17 protein-coding genes are annotated in these 14,969 nt (G+C 59.6%); 9 read left to right on the plus strand and 8 right to left on the minus strand.

Translation table 11 applies throughout. The annotated features are described in order from the left end of the window. Positions 1-44 precede the first annotated feature (44 nt). Both AC27VJ_RS04115 and AC27VJ_RS04120 read left to right on the plus strand, forming a co-directional pair. Complete coding sequence (locus tag AC27VJ_RS04115) at positions 45-314, plus strand: ribbon-helix-helix domain-containing protein (protein ID WP_488682908.1); 270 nt, start codon at positions 45-47, stop codon at positions 312-314. Then, positions 304-669, plus strand: coding sequence for a type II toxin-antitoxin system RelE/ParE family toxin (locus AC27VJ_RS04120; RefSeq protein WP_488682909.1), 366 nt, complete (start codon positions 304-306; stop codon positions 667-669). Before AC27VJ_RS04115 ends, AC27VJ_RS04120 begins: the two co-directional genes overlap by 11 nt. A gap of 40 nt (positions 670-709) precedes the next feature. On the opposite strand, the gene AC27VJ_RS04125 is transcribed toward AC27VJ_RS04120, so the two are convergent. From AC27VJ_RS04125 to AC27VJ_RS04140, 4 genes are all read right to left on the minus strand, one after another. Next, positions 710-958 carry a hypothetical protein gene (locus AC27VJ_RS04125; RefSeq protein ID WP_488682910.1) on the minus strand — a complete coding sequence of 83 codons (249 nt, stop codon included), beginning with the start codon at positions 956-958 and terminating at the stop codon, positions 710-712. Positions 959-1,005: 47 nt separating this feature from the next. Then, complete coding sequence (locus AC27VJ_RS04130; protein WP_488682911.1) at positions 1,006-1,176, minus strand: hypothetical protein; 171 nt, start codon at positions 1,174-1,176, stop codon at positions 1,006-1,008. A 66-nt stretch (positions 1,177-1,242) separates the two neighbouring features. Next, on the minus strand, positions 1,243-2,958 hold the full coding sequence (locus AC27VJ_RS04135) for a GH32 C-terminal domain-containing protein (RefSeq protein ID WP_488682912.1): 1,716 nt from the start codon (positions 2,956-2,958) through the stop codon (positions 1,243-1,245). 112 nt (positions 2,959-3,070) lie between these two features. After that, positions 3,071-3,517: a hypothetical protein gene (locus tag AC27VJ_RS04140; RefSeq protein ID WP_488682913.1), complete on the minus strand. Its 447-nt coding sequence runs from the start codon at positions 3,515-3,517 to the stop codon at positions 3,071-3,073. A gap of 352 nt (positions 3,518-3,869) precedes the next feature. Here AC27VJ_RS04140 and AC27VJ_RS04145 point away from each other — a divergent pair, with 352 nt between their 5' ends. Continuing rightward, the gene (locus AC27VJ_RS04145; protein WP_488682914.1) at positions 3,870-5,354 is read left to right on the plus strand and encodes a protein adenylyltransferase SelO; all 1,485 of its coding nucleotides are present in this window, start codon (positions 3,870-3,872) and stop codon (positions 5,352-5,354) included. 238 nt (positions 5,355-5,592) lie between these two features. Here the strand turns inward: AC27VJ_RS04145 and AC27VJ_RS04150 are convergent, their stop codons facing one another. Then, on the minus strand, positions 5,593-6,693 hold the full coding sequence (locus AC27VJ_RS04150; protein WP_488682915.1) for a saccharopine dehydrogenase family protein: 1,101 nt from the start codon (positions 6,691-6,693) through the stop codon (positions 5,593-5,595). 122 nt (positions 6,694-6,815) lie between these two features. Here AC27VJ_RS04150 and AC27VJ_RS04155 point away from each other — a divergent pair, with 122 nt between their 5' ends. Then, the gene (locus AC27VJ_RS04155; protein WP_112501786.1) at positions 6,816-7,244 is read left to right on the plus strand and encodes an Lrp/AsnC family transcriptional regulator; all 429 of its coding nucleotides are present in this window, start codon (positions 6,816-6,818) and stop codon (positions 7,242-7,244) included. A gap of 18 nt (positions 7,245-7,262) precedes the next feature. Here AC27VJ_RS04155 and AC27VJ_RS04160 read toward each other — a convergent pair whose 3' ends face one another. The 3 genes from AC27VJ_RS04160 to AC27VJ_RS04170 are packed head-to-tail and all read right to left on the minus strand — an operon-like array spanning position 7,263 to position 9,672. After that, positions 7,263-7,670 (minus strand): type II toxin-antitoxin system MqsA family antitoxin, encoded by a 408-nt coding sequence (locus AC27VJ_RS04160; RefSeq protein WP_488682916.1) that lies wholly within the window; start codon positions 7,668-7,670, stop codon positions 7,263-7,265. Next, positions 7,667-7,975 carry a type II toxin-antitoxin system MqsR family toxin gene (locus tag AC27VJ_RS04165; protein ID WP_488682917.1) on the minus strand — a complete coding sequence of 103 codons (309 nt, stop codon included), beginning with the start codon at positions 7,973-7,975 and terminating at the stop codon, positions 7,667-7,669. The genes AC27VJ_RS04160 and AC27VJ_RS04165 overlap by 4 nt, the downstream gene beginning before the upstream one ends. Positions 7,976-8,034: 59 nt before the next feature. Continuing rightward, positions 8,035-9,672 (minus strand): alpha/beta hydrolase, encoded by a 1,638-nt coding sequence (locus AC27VJ_RS04170; RefSeq protein WP_488682918.1) that lies wholly within the window; start codon positions 9,670-9,672, stop codon positions 8,035-8,037. A 431-nt stretch (positions 9,673-10,103) separates the two neighbouring features. Here AC27VJ_RS04170 and AC27VJ_RS04175 point away from each other — a divergent pair, with 431 nt between their 5' ends. The 5 genes from AC27VJ_RS04175 to AC27VJ_RS04195 all read left to right on the plus strand — a co-directional run bounded on the left by AC27VJ_RS04175 (position 10,104) and on the right by AC27VJ_RS04195 (position 14,816). Continuing rightward, complete coding sequence (locus AC27VJ_RS04175; RefSeq protein ID WP_488682919.1) at positions 10,104-10,607, plus strand: hypothetical protein; 504 nt, start codon at positions 10,104-10,106, stop codon at positions 10,605-10,607. 73 nt (positions 10,608-10,680) lie between these two features. Beyond that, the gene (locus AC27VJ_RS04180; protein WP_488683185.1) at positions 10,681-11,940 is read left to right on the plus strand and encodes a DNA-packaging protein; all 1,260 of its coding nucleotides are present in this window, start codon (positions 10,681-10,683) and stop codon (positions 11,938-11,940) included. 651 nt (positions 11,941-12,591) lie between these two features. After that, the gene (locus AC27VJ_RS04185) at positions 12,592-13,230 is read left to right on the plus strand and encodes a hypothetical protein (RefSeq protein WP_488682920.1); all 639 of its coding nucleotides are present in this window, start codon (positions 12,592-12,594) and stop codon (positions 13,228-13,230) included. A gap of 42 nt (positions 13,231-13,272) precedes the next feature. Beyond that, complete coding sequence (locus AC27VJ_RS04190) at positions 13,273-13,581, plus strand: Dabb family protein (RefSeq protein WP_488683186.1); 309 nt, start codon at positions 13,273-13,275, stop codon at positions 13,579-13,581. 71 nt (positions 13,582-13,652) lie between these two features. Further along, positions 13,653-14,816: a phage portal protein gene (locus AC27VJ_RS04195; RefSeq protein ID WP_488682921.1), complete on the plus strand. Its 1,164-nt coding sequence runs from the start codon at positions 13,653-13,655 to the stop codon at positions 14,814-14,816. Positions 14,817-14,969: the final 153 nt, after the last annotated feature.

The raw sequence follows: 14,969 nt of genomic DNA on the forward strand, positions 1-14,969 counted from the left end.
AGTATGCTACTGAGTAGTAGTCGTTTTCCCAACGGAGAGTGGTCATGTCGGTTAAAGCGTCGGTTTCCATTTCAGATCAACAGGATAGCTTTGCACGCCAGCTTGTTGAGGATGGTAGGTTCTCCAGTCTCAGTGCTGTGGTTCAGCGCGGAATAGAACTTCTGCGTCAGGAGACGGAGTTACATGACGCCGAATTGGCAGCGCTCAAGGCACTGCTGGAAGAGCGCAGCAAAGGTCCGTTTATATCTCAGGAAGAAGGGGAAAAGCGTACCGAGGCAATGATTGCAGCGAAAAAGGCTGCTTATGGCGTATGAGATTATTCGCTCGGAGGATGTCGAGCGTGATCTAGAATTGCTCTTCGATCATCTCCTAGAGTCGTACTTAGCTTTTGGGGACGAGTTAGGGGAGGCTTTTGAACGGGCGAGCGTCAGGCTCAGGTCGATCGACAAAGAGATTGAGCTTCTGGGGCACGCACCGTTTCAAGGAACATTATCGACTCATCTTTTGCCCGGCTTGCGCAACGTCACGAAAAACAAAGCCATATTCTATTTCGAGGTTTTTGAGGATCGCCAGCAAGTCAAACTCCTTGCGGTTTTCTTTGGTGCCCAAGATCATCAACGGCATATGCTGAAGCGATTTTTGGCGCGCGGAGCAAACGAAAAAGGGTGATCCGAGATCACCCTTTAAAACCATCAGAACTCCTCGACGATCAAACCTCGTCGAACTTTCCACCCTCGCGGGATGGATTGCGATCCAGAACCTTTTCCTCGACATCATCTGGCAGAGCGTCGTCGCTTTCCTGATAGGGATCGTCGTCGGTTTCGGCTTCTTCTTCGCGCAGTTCCTGTTCGATCTGCTGCGAAAGTTCGCCGTCTTCGTGGAGGTCGTCTACTTCAACGTCTACGATATCCTGATCGAGGGCGTCTTCGTTTTCTGTGAGGGGCTTGCGCGGGTCCATGGTCGTGTTCCTGTCTTGTTTGGGGAAGGGGAGGATACACGCAGTCCTTAAGACTGCGTGGTCATGAACACGATCATTGCCAGATAGATGACGAAGGCCAGAATGCCGACGCCAGCGATGATGAGGATGATACCGCGGCCGGCGCGTGTTTTTTCGCCTTTGTTCTCATTGGCCTCGGATGGAAATAGAATGGGATCGGTTCCCTGAATCTTGGTCACGAAGCTCTCCTCTGGATAAGTTTCTTACCAAGACAACGATGCAGGGAGGCGAATGTTCCTGAGCGCTTACTGTTTTAGCGCCCAGATCGTGGCGTGCGCCACCGCCCCATCGATGCTTTTCAGATGGGCTGCGCGCACCGGCTCGAAGCTTTCGAGGCGCTTGGTGCCGACATGACGGCCATAGTCGGCAAAGACTTCGATGGAGCCGTAATCGAGGAAAATGCGCAGGCGGAACGGGCGTGCACCCTCGGAAATATAGCGCGGCGAAGGGCCTTCGCGACCGTCTTCATGGCGAATCCAGAGGCCCGTTTCATCGCAGACGACACCGAGTTTCACGCCGGGGTGGTCGAGTTCGAGTTCGAAGGGTAGGCCGGGCTTGGTGAGTTCGAACAGGAGTTCGACGGCGCCCGTCTGGAGCTCTACCCGCTCTCCCGCCGCCAGCCGTGTGCGGTCCAGAATGCGGTGGCGCAGGCTTTCTGCCGCACCGATGGGTGGTGTCAGCAGCGCACCGTGCGAGAAATGCATGCGGCGCGGCAGGGTCATGGCGGTGGGAAAATCGATTTCCGGCGTCGCATCCGCCCAATTGGCCAACCAGCCGATGCCGACGATGGTATCGCCATCCAGAAAGGCCTGGAAGGCGTAATTATCCGTGCCGAAATCCAGTTCCTGGCCGAATTCCTTGACGAAAGTCTTGCCATCGAACCAGCCGACATCGGCCATGGTCAGGTTCTTGCGACCGGTGGCGGCATCTTCCGAATGCATGAGGCCATAGGTCAGCACCCAGCGGGTGGAGCGGGCATTGGCCGGGCCGTCCAGAGGCAGCAGGCAGGGGCATTCGATGGCCGTGGTCTTGTAACGCGTTTCCACCCACAGCTTGCCTACATAGGTCCAGCCGGAGGCGGCTGTCGGGTCCTGCGTTTCATAAAGCAGAATGACGCCGCCGCCATCGCTCTGGCTGCCCAGCAGCATTTTCCAAAGGCCATCCGGCCCGCGCACCACATAAGGGTCGCGGAAGTCAGGCGTCAGGCCTTGATTATCCGGGCGGTGGCCGAGAATGACATCGGCCTGACCGGCCATGATGAGATCGGAGGAGGTCGCGGTCAGCTGGATCTGCTGTTCCGGCACGCGGTCCTGCACCTGCTCGGTAAAGAACACGCGGATGCCGGTGCCTTCCACCAGCGGGATGGTGGAGCCGGAATAGGCCCCGCCGCGCTTGTCCGGACGTGTCGTCAGGTCTTCGGAGGGGAAGAGGAAGATCGGCAAATGCCGCCAGCGCAGGTAATCCGAGGATACCGCATGGCCCCAATGCATGGTGTTCCAGCGCAGGCCGTGGGAATAATGCTGATAAAACAGGTGCGGGCGCCCCTCGAAACGGCCAAAGCCGTTGGGATCGTTCATCCAGCCGAAGGGTGGGCGGAAGTGGTAGCTATCCGGCAGATCGGGCGCAGCGTTATCCGGCTTGGTGTGGACGACTGTAATGCCGGTTTCCAGCACGTCAGACTGGACGAACCAGTAGATGACGGAGACGGCTGTGGTGACCGTATCGTAGCTTAGCTCGACGCGGCCGCCGCCAAAGACCTGATAGATGCGGAAATTATACTCATCAATATTGGTGGACGAGACCTCAGCGAACTTGCCGTTATGGTTGGAAAACGAAACAGCCCCCGGCTCATCGGCCTTCTTCGCCTTCAACCAGATATGGAATGTGGCATTGACCGGAAGATCGGTTTGAATGGTGCGGATTGCGCTCTCGATCTCTACGGGCAAGGCGGTATCGTTCATTCCACTGTCCTTTCGTCTCTGTGTCTCAACAGAATAGGAACGAAAGTGGCAGGTTAAAGTTCATCCGCGCCAAACTGTGCGGAGATTTCAGAGGCTTGTGCGCGAGCGCCGTTCAGAAAGCGCCTTTGCCGACGGAGGCGAACTGCGTTTTGACATCCACCAGAAGACCCTGGAAATTCAGCGATTTCTGCCCGGTTTCAATAAGGGACCCGGTGCCGGAAGCCGCATTGTCGCGCGGCGGACACGTAAAACAGGTTAGCCCCGCCATATGCGGACCGGCACCCGTAACCGGAAAACCCAAGGCCAAATCCCGCGCCGAGCCCTCCATGGGTTGATAGCCGTAACGGGCAAGGCCAACGGGCTGAAAACTCCTGATTTCGGGCTGTTTCAGCACCTGTAACCACGAAACGGCAATGAGCCGCGAGCCTTGCGCCTGCGTGTAATGCAGCCTGTGCGTTTCCGCAGTTCTCTCACCATTTTCCACCGCCAAAACGCCGGTGGACAGAAGCGATAAAAGCCCGCAGGCCGCAATTGCTCTCCTGAAAACGAACCCCATCATCCGAAAGTCCCCAAACGAATCACCCAGCCGCCGTGATCGGCAGATTTTGTCAGGGTGCTACGATTGGTTAATAATTTCAATTAAAAATAATTTAGAAAATGCTTTCGCACGGATTGCGTGATTAAGATTTATCTAAAAATTGTTGTGAGGCAAAAGCTTTTGGATGAAAAATGACCATGTCAGCATAGGTTGCGTCGTCAAATAAAACGATGATAAATTGAAAAAATACAATTGCCGCCCAAATGACTTTGCCGATGCTCCAGCAGGAATTTCCATGACGTCAATAGCGGCACTGCGAAATGACGGCTTCCATGCCAGCGGCTGGAATATTGGGGTAAAACCGCCCATATAGATGGAAACAGGGAGATTACCCGTGATCCATTTTGACAATTCCTATGCGCGCCTGCCGGAGCATTTTACCGCCGCTGCCTTGCCCACGCCGGTGGCGACGCCGGTGTTGATTGCGTTCAACAGGCCTTTGGCGGACGAGCTTGGGCTCGAGCTTGCTGATGTGGATGATGCGCGCTTGGCGGCGATCTTTTCCGGCAATGTCGTGCCGCCGGGGGCGGAACCTTTGGCGATGGCCTATGCGGGGCATCAGTTCGGCAATTTCGTGCCGCAGCTGGGTGACGGGCGGGCGATTTTGTTGGGGGAAGTGGTTGATATCAATGGCAAACGCCGGGATATTCAGCTGAAGGGTTCCGGGCCGACGAAGTTTTCAAGGCGTGGCGATGGGCGTGCGGCGCTTGGTCCGGTTCTGCGGGAATATATCGTTTCCGAGGCCATGCATGCGCTCGGCATTCCGGCCACACGCGCGCTGGCAGCAGTAGCGACGGGCGAGCGGGTGCAGCGCGAAACCGGTCTGCCCGGCGGCGTGGTGACGCGGGTGGCGGCGAGCCACATCCGGGTTGGGACGTTCCAGTATTTTGCGGCGCGTGAGGACCATGCGGCCATCAAGGTGCTGGCGGATTATGTGATTAACCGGCATTATCCTGAGGTCAACCGGGCAGAGAAGCCCTATTTTGCCTTGCTGCAAGCCATTGCGGAGCGGCAGCGCGAGCTTGTTTGCCGCTGGCTGATGGTGGGCTTCATCCATGGGGTTATGAACACGGACAATGTCGCGATTTCCGGCGAGACGATCGACTTCGGGCCTTGCGCGTTTATGGATGAATATAATCCTAACAAGGTATTCTCCTCCATCGATGCGCAGGGGCGCTACGCCTACAACAGCCAGCCCGGCATTGCGCAGTGGAACATAGCCCGGCTGGCGGAATGCCTGCTGCCATTGCTGGATGATGATGCCGACACGGCAGTGGAGCTGGCCAATTCGGTATTGGCGGAATTTGCCAGCGACTTTCCCAAACGCTGGCTTTCCGGCATGCGGCAGAAGCTGGGGCTCAGTACGCAGGATGATTCCGATGAGCAACTGGTGCAGGATCTGCTGGGTTTGATGCAGCGAAACGAGGTGGACTTTACACTGACATTTCGCAGGCTATGCGATGCGGCGGATGGCAGCCCCGAGGCGTTTCGCGGCATGTTCACCGATCTGGCCGGTGCGGATGAATGGCTGGCGCGTTGGCGGCAGCGGACGTGGCGCGAGAGCGAGACGGAAAGCGCCCGGGCGCAGGCTATGCGGGCGGTGAACCCGGCGGTTATTCCCCGCAACCATCGCATTGAGGAAGTGATTGCGGCGGCGGTGGAAGATGGGGATTTCGAGCCGTTCCATGCGATGGTTCGGGCAACGGCCCGGCCATTTGAGGAGGTGCCGGAGTTTGCAGTTTATATGCAGGCGCCGATGGGGCACGAGCGGGTGTTTCGGACGTTTTGTGGGACGTGAGGTGGGGGGCGGCGAGGTGACGTTTGGCGAAGTGGGTGGGGCTTACCCCCCTCTGTCCTGCCGGACATCTCCCCCTCAAGGGGGGAGATTGGCTGGGCGCACGAACCCCGCTCTATCCGCAGCTTTTAAGATGGGCGAGAGGCCTCAACGAGTCGATCTCCCCACCTGAGGGGGAGATGCCCGGCAGGGCAGAGGGGGGTGAGCCACACCCGCTGTGGCTAATTTACGAAGGAAGTGACTACCCCACCTTCGCCAACCCCTCCCGAAGCGCATAAAACTGCCCGAACCGGTTGGCCAGAAAATCCGCCAGACCGATATCCTCCTGTTTCACAAAGCCTTTCTGCGGCAGCTTGCCTTGGCTCAGCAAATCCAGAACCGTTGTAATGCCGGCGGCGGTGGTGATCTGGATGGCGCTCATCATGCGGCCGGAGGCGGGTCCGGCGTAGACTTTGTGGGCGTAGGTTTCCTGCATGAAGCGGCCATTTTTCGTCCCGCAGACGGTAACGAATACGATGACGACATCCTGCATGGTGGCGGGCAGGGCGTTTTCGAAGAGGTCTTTCAGCACATCGCGGCGGTTGCGCAGGTTAAGGTCGTTGAGCAGCGCCTTCATGATGGCGACGTGCCCGGGATAGCGGATGGTGCGGTAGTTCATGGTGCGCACCTTGCCCTCCAGCGTGGCGGCCAGTGTGCCGAGGCCGCCCGATGTGTTGAAGGCCTCGTAGGTCATGCCGTCGAGCGAGAATTCCTCGCGCTCTTCCAGGGCAGGCACGGCGGTGAGGCGGCCCTCGACGATGGCTTCGCAGGGCTCGATATATTCGTTGATGAGCCCGTCCGTGCTCCAGGTGAGGTTATAATTCAAGGCGTTGGACGGGTATTGCGGCAAAGCGCCGACGCGCATGCGCACGCTATCCAGCTTGTCGAAACGAGAGGCGAGATCGGCAGCGACGATGGAGATGAAGCCCGGCGCAAGGCCGCATTGCGGGATGAGCGCGCTTTCTGCGGTTTCAGCCAGTTTCTTGACCTTGCGGGTAGATTCGACGTCTTCGGTGAGGTCGAGATAATGCGTGCCGACCGCGACTGCCGCTTCGGCTATGCCCGCGGTGAGGTGGAACGGGGCAGCGGAGAGGACCGCGAATTTATCCTTCAACAGCGCCTGCAAGCCGAGGCGATCGGTGATGTCGACGATCTCGGTATCGACCCGCTCATGGCCGGGGACGTTAGCGAGCTGATCTGCGGAACGGTCCGCGACGGTGACGCGGTAATCGCCTGTAACGGCGAGCATCCATGCGATGGCGGAGCCGATATTGCCTGCGCCGATGATAACGATATGTTTCATTCTGTCCCCCTTGAGAAATGCTATTGAGGTAACAGAATGCCGCTTTTTGCACACGATTCGTAGCTTCACTTTGCGCGAAAGAACGATTAGAATTATGCATATCGCCAAAAGGATTGTGCAGAATGCTAAGTGAAAAAGACCGGGCGCTGCTCTCGCTGCTGGGAGACAATGCACGTATGCCGGTGGCCGAACTGGCGCGCAAGCTTGGCCTTTCCCGCACCACGGTGCAGGCGCGCATCGAGCGGCTGGAGGCGGACGGGGTGATATCCGGTTACGGCATCAAGCTGTCAGACGCCTATCTTTCCGGGCTGGTGCGGGCGCATGTGCTGATTACGATTGCGCCCAAGGCGCTGGCGGGCGTGACGGCTGCGCTGGCCGCAATCAAAGAGGTCACGACGCTACACTCCGTCAGCGGCAGCTTCGACCTCATTGCCATTCTCACCGCGCCTTCGATTGCCGATCTGGACCGGCTGATCGATGGCATTGGGGCGCTGGATGGGGTGGAACGGACGCTGTCTTCGGTGATTTTATCGACGCGGATTTCACGGTGACGTGGGCGGGTCTGTTGCTTAGGCCCGCTTGAGGCCCTCGACTTCTTCCGGGTGTTTTTCCAGCATGCGGAAGAGATTGATGACGGCAGGCGTCGGCGTCACTTTGCCTGTTTCGTAACGAGAAAAGGCATTGTGCCCACCGCCGGTAAGTTTCGATGCTTCCGCCTGATTGATGCCGAGCTTTTTACGGATGCGCCGCAACTCCTCACCGGTGGAACGGCGGGCTTCCAAGACCAGTGAATCACTGGCAGCAGCGTAGCGTTCTGCGCTTGGTTGGTCATATTCGATTTCGCCGCAGGCAGGGCAGCGAAAGCCTGAGAGGCCGTCGACATCGATTACCAGGCCACGATGTTCGATGCGGTGGGTTTCGTTCGAGAAGGCGCTCATTTTTGCGCCAGAATCGCAGCACATGCAGATGTCGCTCATGACTCCAACTCCTTGAATTGTATGACCAATGCTCCGTCTTCGCGAAGCGTCAGCTTGATATAGGCTCTGCCGCCGGCGGTATCTGCATGGTAGACATCCTGCCAGACGGTGTTGTCGCTATGGGTTGTCATCGACTTATAGAGACACTTTGCATTCAGCCTACAAATGACGTCGATCATTTCGCTGACCGTCAAATCCATCCGCCGCCCGCCATCGATGGCGGTTTTGGTGAATGCTGCCGCGCGGCGCTGTTTTACGACGGCGATAATGGTCTTGAGATCGTAATGGGCGAGCCGCTTTTCCATAACTTACATTACCCTTAAAGGGTAATTTTGCAAGATGGCATCTTTGTGGTGGCCCTGTCTCACATCGGGTCCGTACTGCCCCGTTTAGCCTTGAAAAACATCTTCAGCCGCTGGATTTCGGCGGGTGTCCAGCCCTGTGGTTGGGTCACTTCCAGCCACGCGTCGATGTAGTGTTCCGGCGCGTAGACGTGGCCGTAGCCCACGGGGGCAGTGGTGGCGGCGGCGACGTCGAGGAGCAGTTGCAGTTCGGTGACGACGGGGAACCAGCGGAAGGAGGAGGAGACGTCGCGGCCGCGCGGTTGCTTCATCCATTCCGGGCGGCGGTAAAGCGCGGCGGTTTCGAAGAAGGTGATGGGGTCGCTGGCATATTGCAGATAGACGATGCGCATCGGCCCCCATGGCTTATCCGGCATATGGGCGTTGGTGTATTGGTCTGCGAAGCGGATGACCGAGGAATCGCGGAATTTCGGCAGCCAATAGGGTGAGCCTTCGGTGCGGCCTGATGTGGCCATGCGCCATGTGGGGCTGGAGAAGGGCGGGCCGCTCCACAGCGCGCCCTGGAAGGGATCTGCCAGCACATCGTAGAGATCGGAGGATTTCTGGCTGTTCAGCGCACCGAGGCTGAGACCGTGCAGGTAGAGCTTGGGGCGGGTGTCCTTGGGCAGTGTCGTCCAGTAGCCGTAGATGGCTTCGAACAAGGCGCGGGCGGTTTCCACGCCGTAATCCGGTTCCGTCAGAAGGGCGATCCAGCTGGAGAGGTAGGAATACTGTACGGCGACGGTGGCGACATCGCCATTGTGCATATATTCAAGCGTGTCAATGGCTTCGGGATCGATCCAGCCGGTGCCGGTGGGGGCGATGACGACGAGTGTGTCTCGCTCGAAGCCACCAGTGCGCTTGAGTTCTTCTAAGGCGAGTTTGGCCCGGTCCGCTGGTGTGGCCCCGGCATTCAGCCCGGCGTAAACGCGGATGGGCTCCATGGCCGGGCGGTTGGTGAAGGCAGAAATGTCTGCGCTGTGCGGGCCGGTGGCGACGAATTCGCGGCCACGGCGTCCGAGCGATTCCCACGTCATGAGGGAGGCTTCGCTGCCGGTTTTCATGGGGTCGGAGGGGCGCGGCACATCGGGCTCGATGAGGCTATCCACCTGTTTCAGCGAGCTATCCATGAACCGCAGGCCGACATCGACCACCAGCCCGTTGAGCAGCAGCACAGCGATGATGACGGCGGCGGCAATGCCGACGACATTGGCGAGCGGACGCGGCAAAAACCGGCGGCTGCGCAGGGCAAACAGCCGCCGCACGATCTGAAACAGGCGCCCGAAAGCGATGAGCAAGGCAGAGACGCCAACGGCAATGGCCCCGGTTTTGACGCGGTGGGCGCTGTCCAGCGGGTCAAGCTCCATCAAGACACGAATGGAGTTTTGCCACGTGGCAGCCTGCCACAGAAAGCCGAGGGCAGCGACGATTGCCGCCAGCGATATGACGAAGAGAATGCCGCGCTTATCATGCCGGGAGGGCTGCGGCAGGCCGAGATAGATGGCGACGTCCTTCAGAAAAACGCCGATGAGATAACCGATTGCAAAGGAAAATCCGCACAACACGCCCTGCATGACGAAGGTGCGGGGCAGCAGCGATGGCGTGAGCGAAGCGCACAGCAGCACCGTGCCGACGACGATGCCGGTGCTGGACAGCGGCATGACCAAACGCCTGATCCATCTCAAGATTCTGCTTCCTTCCCCGGTTGGTTGTTGCGGCAGTGTAGTATGGCGGCGGGGTGGGTGGAAGGAAGGGTACGGAATAAATTTTGAGATGAATAGGAATTTAATCCTTGACGGCGTGACGGTGGTTTGGTAGTGTTTGGGTATAGTCGGAGAAGTGTGGGTGGTGGAGTTGGTAGCGGTTTTTGCCGCTGGAACTTTGGGTGTGGCTTACCCCCCTCTGTCCTGCCGGACATCTCCCCCACAAGGAGGGAGATTGGCTGGGCGTAAACGCCTCGCTCTCACCGCGAGGTTTGAGATGGGCGAGAGTTTGCCTCCTGCCGATCTCCCCACCTGTGGGGGAGATGCCCGGAAGGGCAGAGGGGGGCGAGCTTGCTCTGACGTTTAACGTTCCAACCAGCAGGCAAACCATGACATCGATGCTTGACCAAGACCTCTCGCTCTACCGCGAGTGGCCGCGCACGCCTGTTTACGCTGATAATCCTGCCGTGCTGGAGTTGAAATCCGCGCCGCCGGACAAGGCGAGCGATGATTTGTGGCGGTTGCTGAACGAGATGACCGCTGAGATGCGGGAGCAGTTTCAGTTCTTTCGCTCTCTGCGCGAAGGGGCAGGTGCGGCGCTGGATGAGGCGGCGGACGATGCCGCTGGGAAGGGCGCCCGGGCCGATGTGAAGGCCGCGACTGATGCCATGTCGCTGATCGTGCGGACGCTGGAAAAGATCGATGCGCTGCAACGGCAATTGGCCCGCGATCGCGAGGCGGCGGATGAAGACGCGGCGGGAGCGCAGGATTATGAGGACGCCGTTGCATTCTTCCAAAGGCGCATCGACGACCTCGTCCGGCAAAAAGTGCGGGCAAGGCTTGTCTCTGCCGGTGTTTCGCCGGACCAAGACCCGGCTGAAGCCGGAAAATGAGGCGGGACAGGCGGCGGTGCCGGTGATCGGCTCTCCCGTTCCTGACATTCGCAGGCAGGAGATTGCGCAAGGCATGGCAGCGCCGCTGGCAGAAAAATACCAACGGCAACACATTGCCCGCTTCAACCGCGACTGGCGCTTCGTGGGAAACCACCCGCAGCAACAGCCGGATGGCGACTGGCGCAACTGGCTGCTGATTGGCGGGCGCGGCTCTGGCAAAACCAGGGCCGGGTCCGAATGGGTGCATCTCATCGCCTCAACCGGTGACCGATCCGATCTGCGCATTGCGCTGGTGGCGGAAACGCTGGGCGATGCGCGTGAGGTGATGATCGATGGCGTCTCCGGGATATGCCGGGTGGCGCGGTTCAGGCGGCCGGATTTCGAGGCATCGCGCCGCAGGCTGGTATGGCCGAACGGGGCGATGGCGCAAATCTTCTCCTCCGAAGACCCGGAAAGCCTGCGCGGGCCGCAGTTTCATTTCGCGTGGTCTGACGAGCTGGCGAAGTGGCGTTATGCGCAGGAAACCTGGGACATGCTGCAATTCGGCCTGCGCCTGGGTGACAATCCCCGGCAGCTGATTACCACCACGCCAAGGCCGATACCGCTGTTGAAGGCGCTGATGGCCGACCCGGGCAGCCGGGTGGTGCGGATGCGCACGCATGACAATGCCGACAACCTCTCGCCGGGCTTCATCGATGCGATGATGAAGCGGTATGGCGGCACGCGGCTGGGGCGGCAGGAGCTGGATGGCGAGCTGATTGCCCAGCGCGACGATGCGCTGTGGAAGCGCGCCGATCTGGAGGCGATTTTCGATGACAGGCCGGAAACTTTGGCGCGGATCGTCGTTGCGGTGGACCCGCCGGCGGGCAGCGGCGAGGGCTCCTGCTGCGGCATTGTGGTGGCGGGCATCGGCATCGATGGGCGGTTCCGGGTTCTGGCGGATTGTTCAGCCGAGGGCGCGACGCCTGCTGGCTGGGCGCGGGCGGTGGTTGCCGCCTTCCGCCGCTTCGAAGCCGACCGGGTGGTGGCCGAGGTAAACCAGGGCGGTGAGATGGTGAGCGCCATGCTGAAAAGCATCGACGCCAACCTGCCCATTACCATGGTGCGCGCTAGCCGTGGGAAATTCACCCGCGCCGAACCGGTGGCGGCACTTTATGAGCAGGGCCGGGTGCGGCATGCGGCGCGGTTTGAGAAGCTGGAGGACCAGATGGTGGATTTCGGCCCGGACGGGCTGTCTTCCGGCAAGTCACCCGACCGTCTGGACGCGCTGGTCTGGGCGCTGACTGCGCTGGCGATGGAGACAATGGCCGAGCCGAGGGTGCGGGGGATGTGAGGGGTGGCTGCGGTGGTTATCTCTCCCCTTTTGGGAGAGAAAGCGATTTCAACATCTTAAGCTTGGCTTAAGTGTTAGAAATCGCAAGTGAGGGGTCTATGCTCGGCGCAAGCGGCGGACCCCTCACCTGAAAAATCTATGACTTAGCTTCCAGCTAAATCATGATTTTTCTTCCTCTCCCACAGGGGGAGAGGTAGCTGCGGCAATCTTCATGCGTTCACCAATGACGATTTTGTAGCAGATATCGTGAAACGCAAAACGCCCGCGACGGCGTAAAGCGCATCACGGGCGGTTTCAAACTGTTTAGCAACGGGCGGGCATCATGCCCTGACCATCACTTCTTCGTAGACTGGTCCGGCTTCTGCTGTGTCCCGACTTCGCGCATCTGGCGCCATTCGCTTTCGAGGCGGTCGTAGGTGGTCTGCGGAATTGTTGCTGTCATGGCATTCCTCCTTGGCGGTTGGGCGCTGCGTTTTGCGCGGCGTGAAACCGAGTAAGCGGGCGAAAGTTCCTCAATTCAAGGTAAAATTTTCTCTTAAAACGGTTCGCATGAATTAAAATCGATTAAGATATTTTCAAATCGATTTAGGTCACGCGCGCTGACATGTGGAAAAACGGGGGCTTAGCCACCCGTCATTCAGAAAGGTCATAATGGTGATCGACAGGCAGCGGTTTTTTGCGGCGATTCGGACAAATCCTTTCGCGGGTCGGTTGAGTGCAAAGCAGGTGCAGGCCACCGAACTGGTGCTGACAGAATTCGGAAATCGGGCGCCCGGCGCAGACCTGCGGCACCTGGCCTATATGCTGGCGACGGCGTTTCACGAGACCGCAGGCACCATGCAGCCGGTGCGGGAAACGCTGGCGGCGAGTGATGAGGCGGCTATCTGCATTCTGGACCGGGGCTATGCGGCAGGGCGTCTGGGGCATGTGCGCACGCCCTATTGGCGGCGGGATGCAGACGGCAAAAGCTGGCTGGGGCGCGGGCTGGTGCAACTGACGCACCGGCGTAATTACGACGCTATGTCGGCGGTGACAGGCATCGATCTGGTGGAACGGCCAGAGAGGGCGATGGAGCCGGAAGTTTCTGCCGCGATTCTGGTGGAGGGCATGCTGCGTGGCAGTTTTACCGGCAGGCGGCTTTCGTACTCTTTTAACTCATCCCGCGCGGATTGGGTTGGGGCGAGGGCGATCATCAACGGCAATGACAGGGCCGAGCTCATTGCGGGCTATGGCAGGTCATTCCACGCGGCGCTGACGGCAAGCCGGATTGAACCGGCGGCATTGGGGTGATAGGCGGTTTTCACCCGAGATTTTTGCATGACAGGTGCTTTCATGATCCGCCACATCGTTTTCTTCACCGTGCCAGAAGCCAACCGCGACGCTGTGCGCAAGGGCCTCTCAGGTCTCACCGCCATTTCCCACGCGCTGAAGCTTGAGATTGGCGAGAACGTGAAGAAGGACCAGTGGGGCAATTCGGTGGACTTCATCGTCTACGGCGAATTCGAGAATGAGGCGGCACTGGCAGCCTACAAGGCCGACCCAGCCTATGAGCTTTCCACCAATACGGTAAAGCCGCTGCGGGAGACGCGGGTGGCGGCGGATTTTGATAGTGATAGGGCGGTGAAAGAGCCGATCAAGTAAGTCAGCTTTCTGGCCCTCCATCTTAGCCACCTGCAGGGTGGCTTTTTTGTTTTCTTTCAAAGGAAATATCCATGCGATTTTTTGGTTCTCTGCCGTGGCGGCGCCCGGTGGGAGGTGGAACTGTGCGCGAAGAAAAGGCGGCGGGCGGGTTTCTGGTGCTTTCGGGCGAGGCGGCGCGGGCGCATTGGTCGGGGCGCGGTTATGGTGCGCTGTCTCGCGAAGGCTTTATGCGCAACCCGGTGGCGCACCGGGCAGCGCGGATGGTGGCGGAGGCTGCGGCTTCCGTCAGCTGGCTGCTGTATGAGGGTGACGCGGAGATTGGCGAGCATGCGCTGTTGCGGCTGCTGGCGCGTCCCAACGGGCAGATGAGCGGGCCGGATTTTTTCGAGGCGCTTTACGGGCATCTGCTTCTCTCAGGCAATGGCTATATCGAGCCGCTGATGGTGGGCGAGAGGCTGCGGGAACTGCATCTGCTGCGCCCGGACCGGGTCAGCATCATCGAGGGGGCGGATGGCTGGCTTGCGGCGTTTGATTACCGCGCCGAGGGCCGGGCGGCGCGGCGGATTGCGGCGGATCGGGATGGGTTGGGGCTGCTGCATCTGAAGCTGTTCAACCCGCTGGACGACCATTGCGGATTTTCACCGCTGGCGGCGGCGGGGGCGGCGCTGGATTTGCACAATGCGGCCAGCATCTGGAACAAGCGGTTGCTGGACAATTCCGCTCGCCCTTCCGGGGCGCTGGTCTATCAGCCCAAGGAGGGCGGCAATCTTTCCACCGACCAGTACGAGAGGCTGAAGCGGGAGCTGGAGGAGGGCTATGCGGGGGCGGTGAATGCCGGGCGTCCGCTGCTGCTGGAAGGTGGGCTGGACTGGAAGAGCATGGGGCTTTCGCCGAAAGACATGGACTTCATGGAGGCCAAGAATGGGGCGGCGCGCGACATCGCGCTGGCACTCGGCGTGCCGCCCATGCTGCTGGGGATTCCCGGCGACAATACCTATGCGAATTATCAGGAGGCCAACCGGGCGTTTTATCGGCTGACGGTGCTGCCGCTGATCAACCGCACGGCGGCGAGTTTGTCGGCTTGGCTTTCGCCATTGTTCGAGGGTGCGTTGCGGCTGGAGCCGGATCTGGACCGGATTGCAGGCTTGTCTGGCGAACGCGATGCGCTGTGGGCGCGGGTGGGGGCGGCGGGGTTCTTGAGTGATGAGGAGAAGCGGGAGGCGGTGGGGTATTAGTTTGGCGTTGCTTCATATTGGGCGGTGATGGGTGTGGCTTACCCCCCTCTGTCCTGCCGGACATCTCCCCCACAAGGAGGGAGATCGACTCGTTGAGATCGCTCGGCCATCTTGAAGGCTGCGAATAGAGCGGGAAGCGGGCGCCCAGCCAAT

The organism is Agrobacterium sp. 20P9.1.2 (assembly GCF_057799395.1).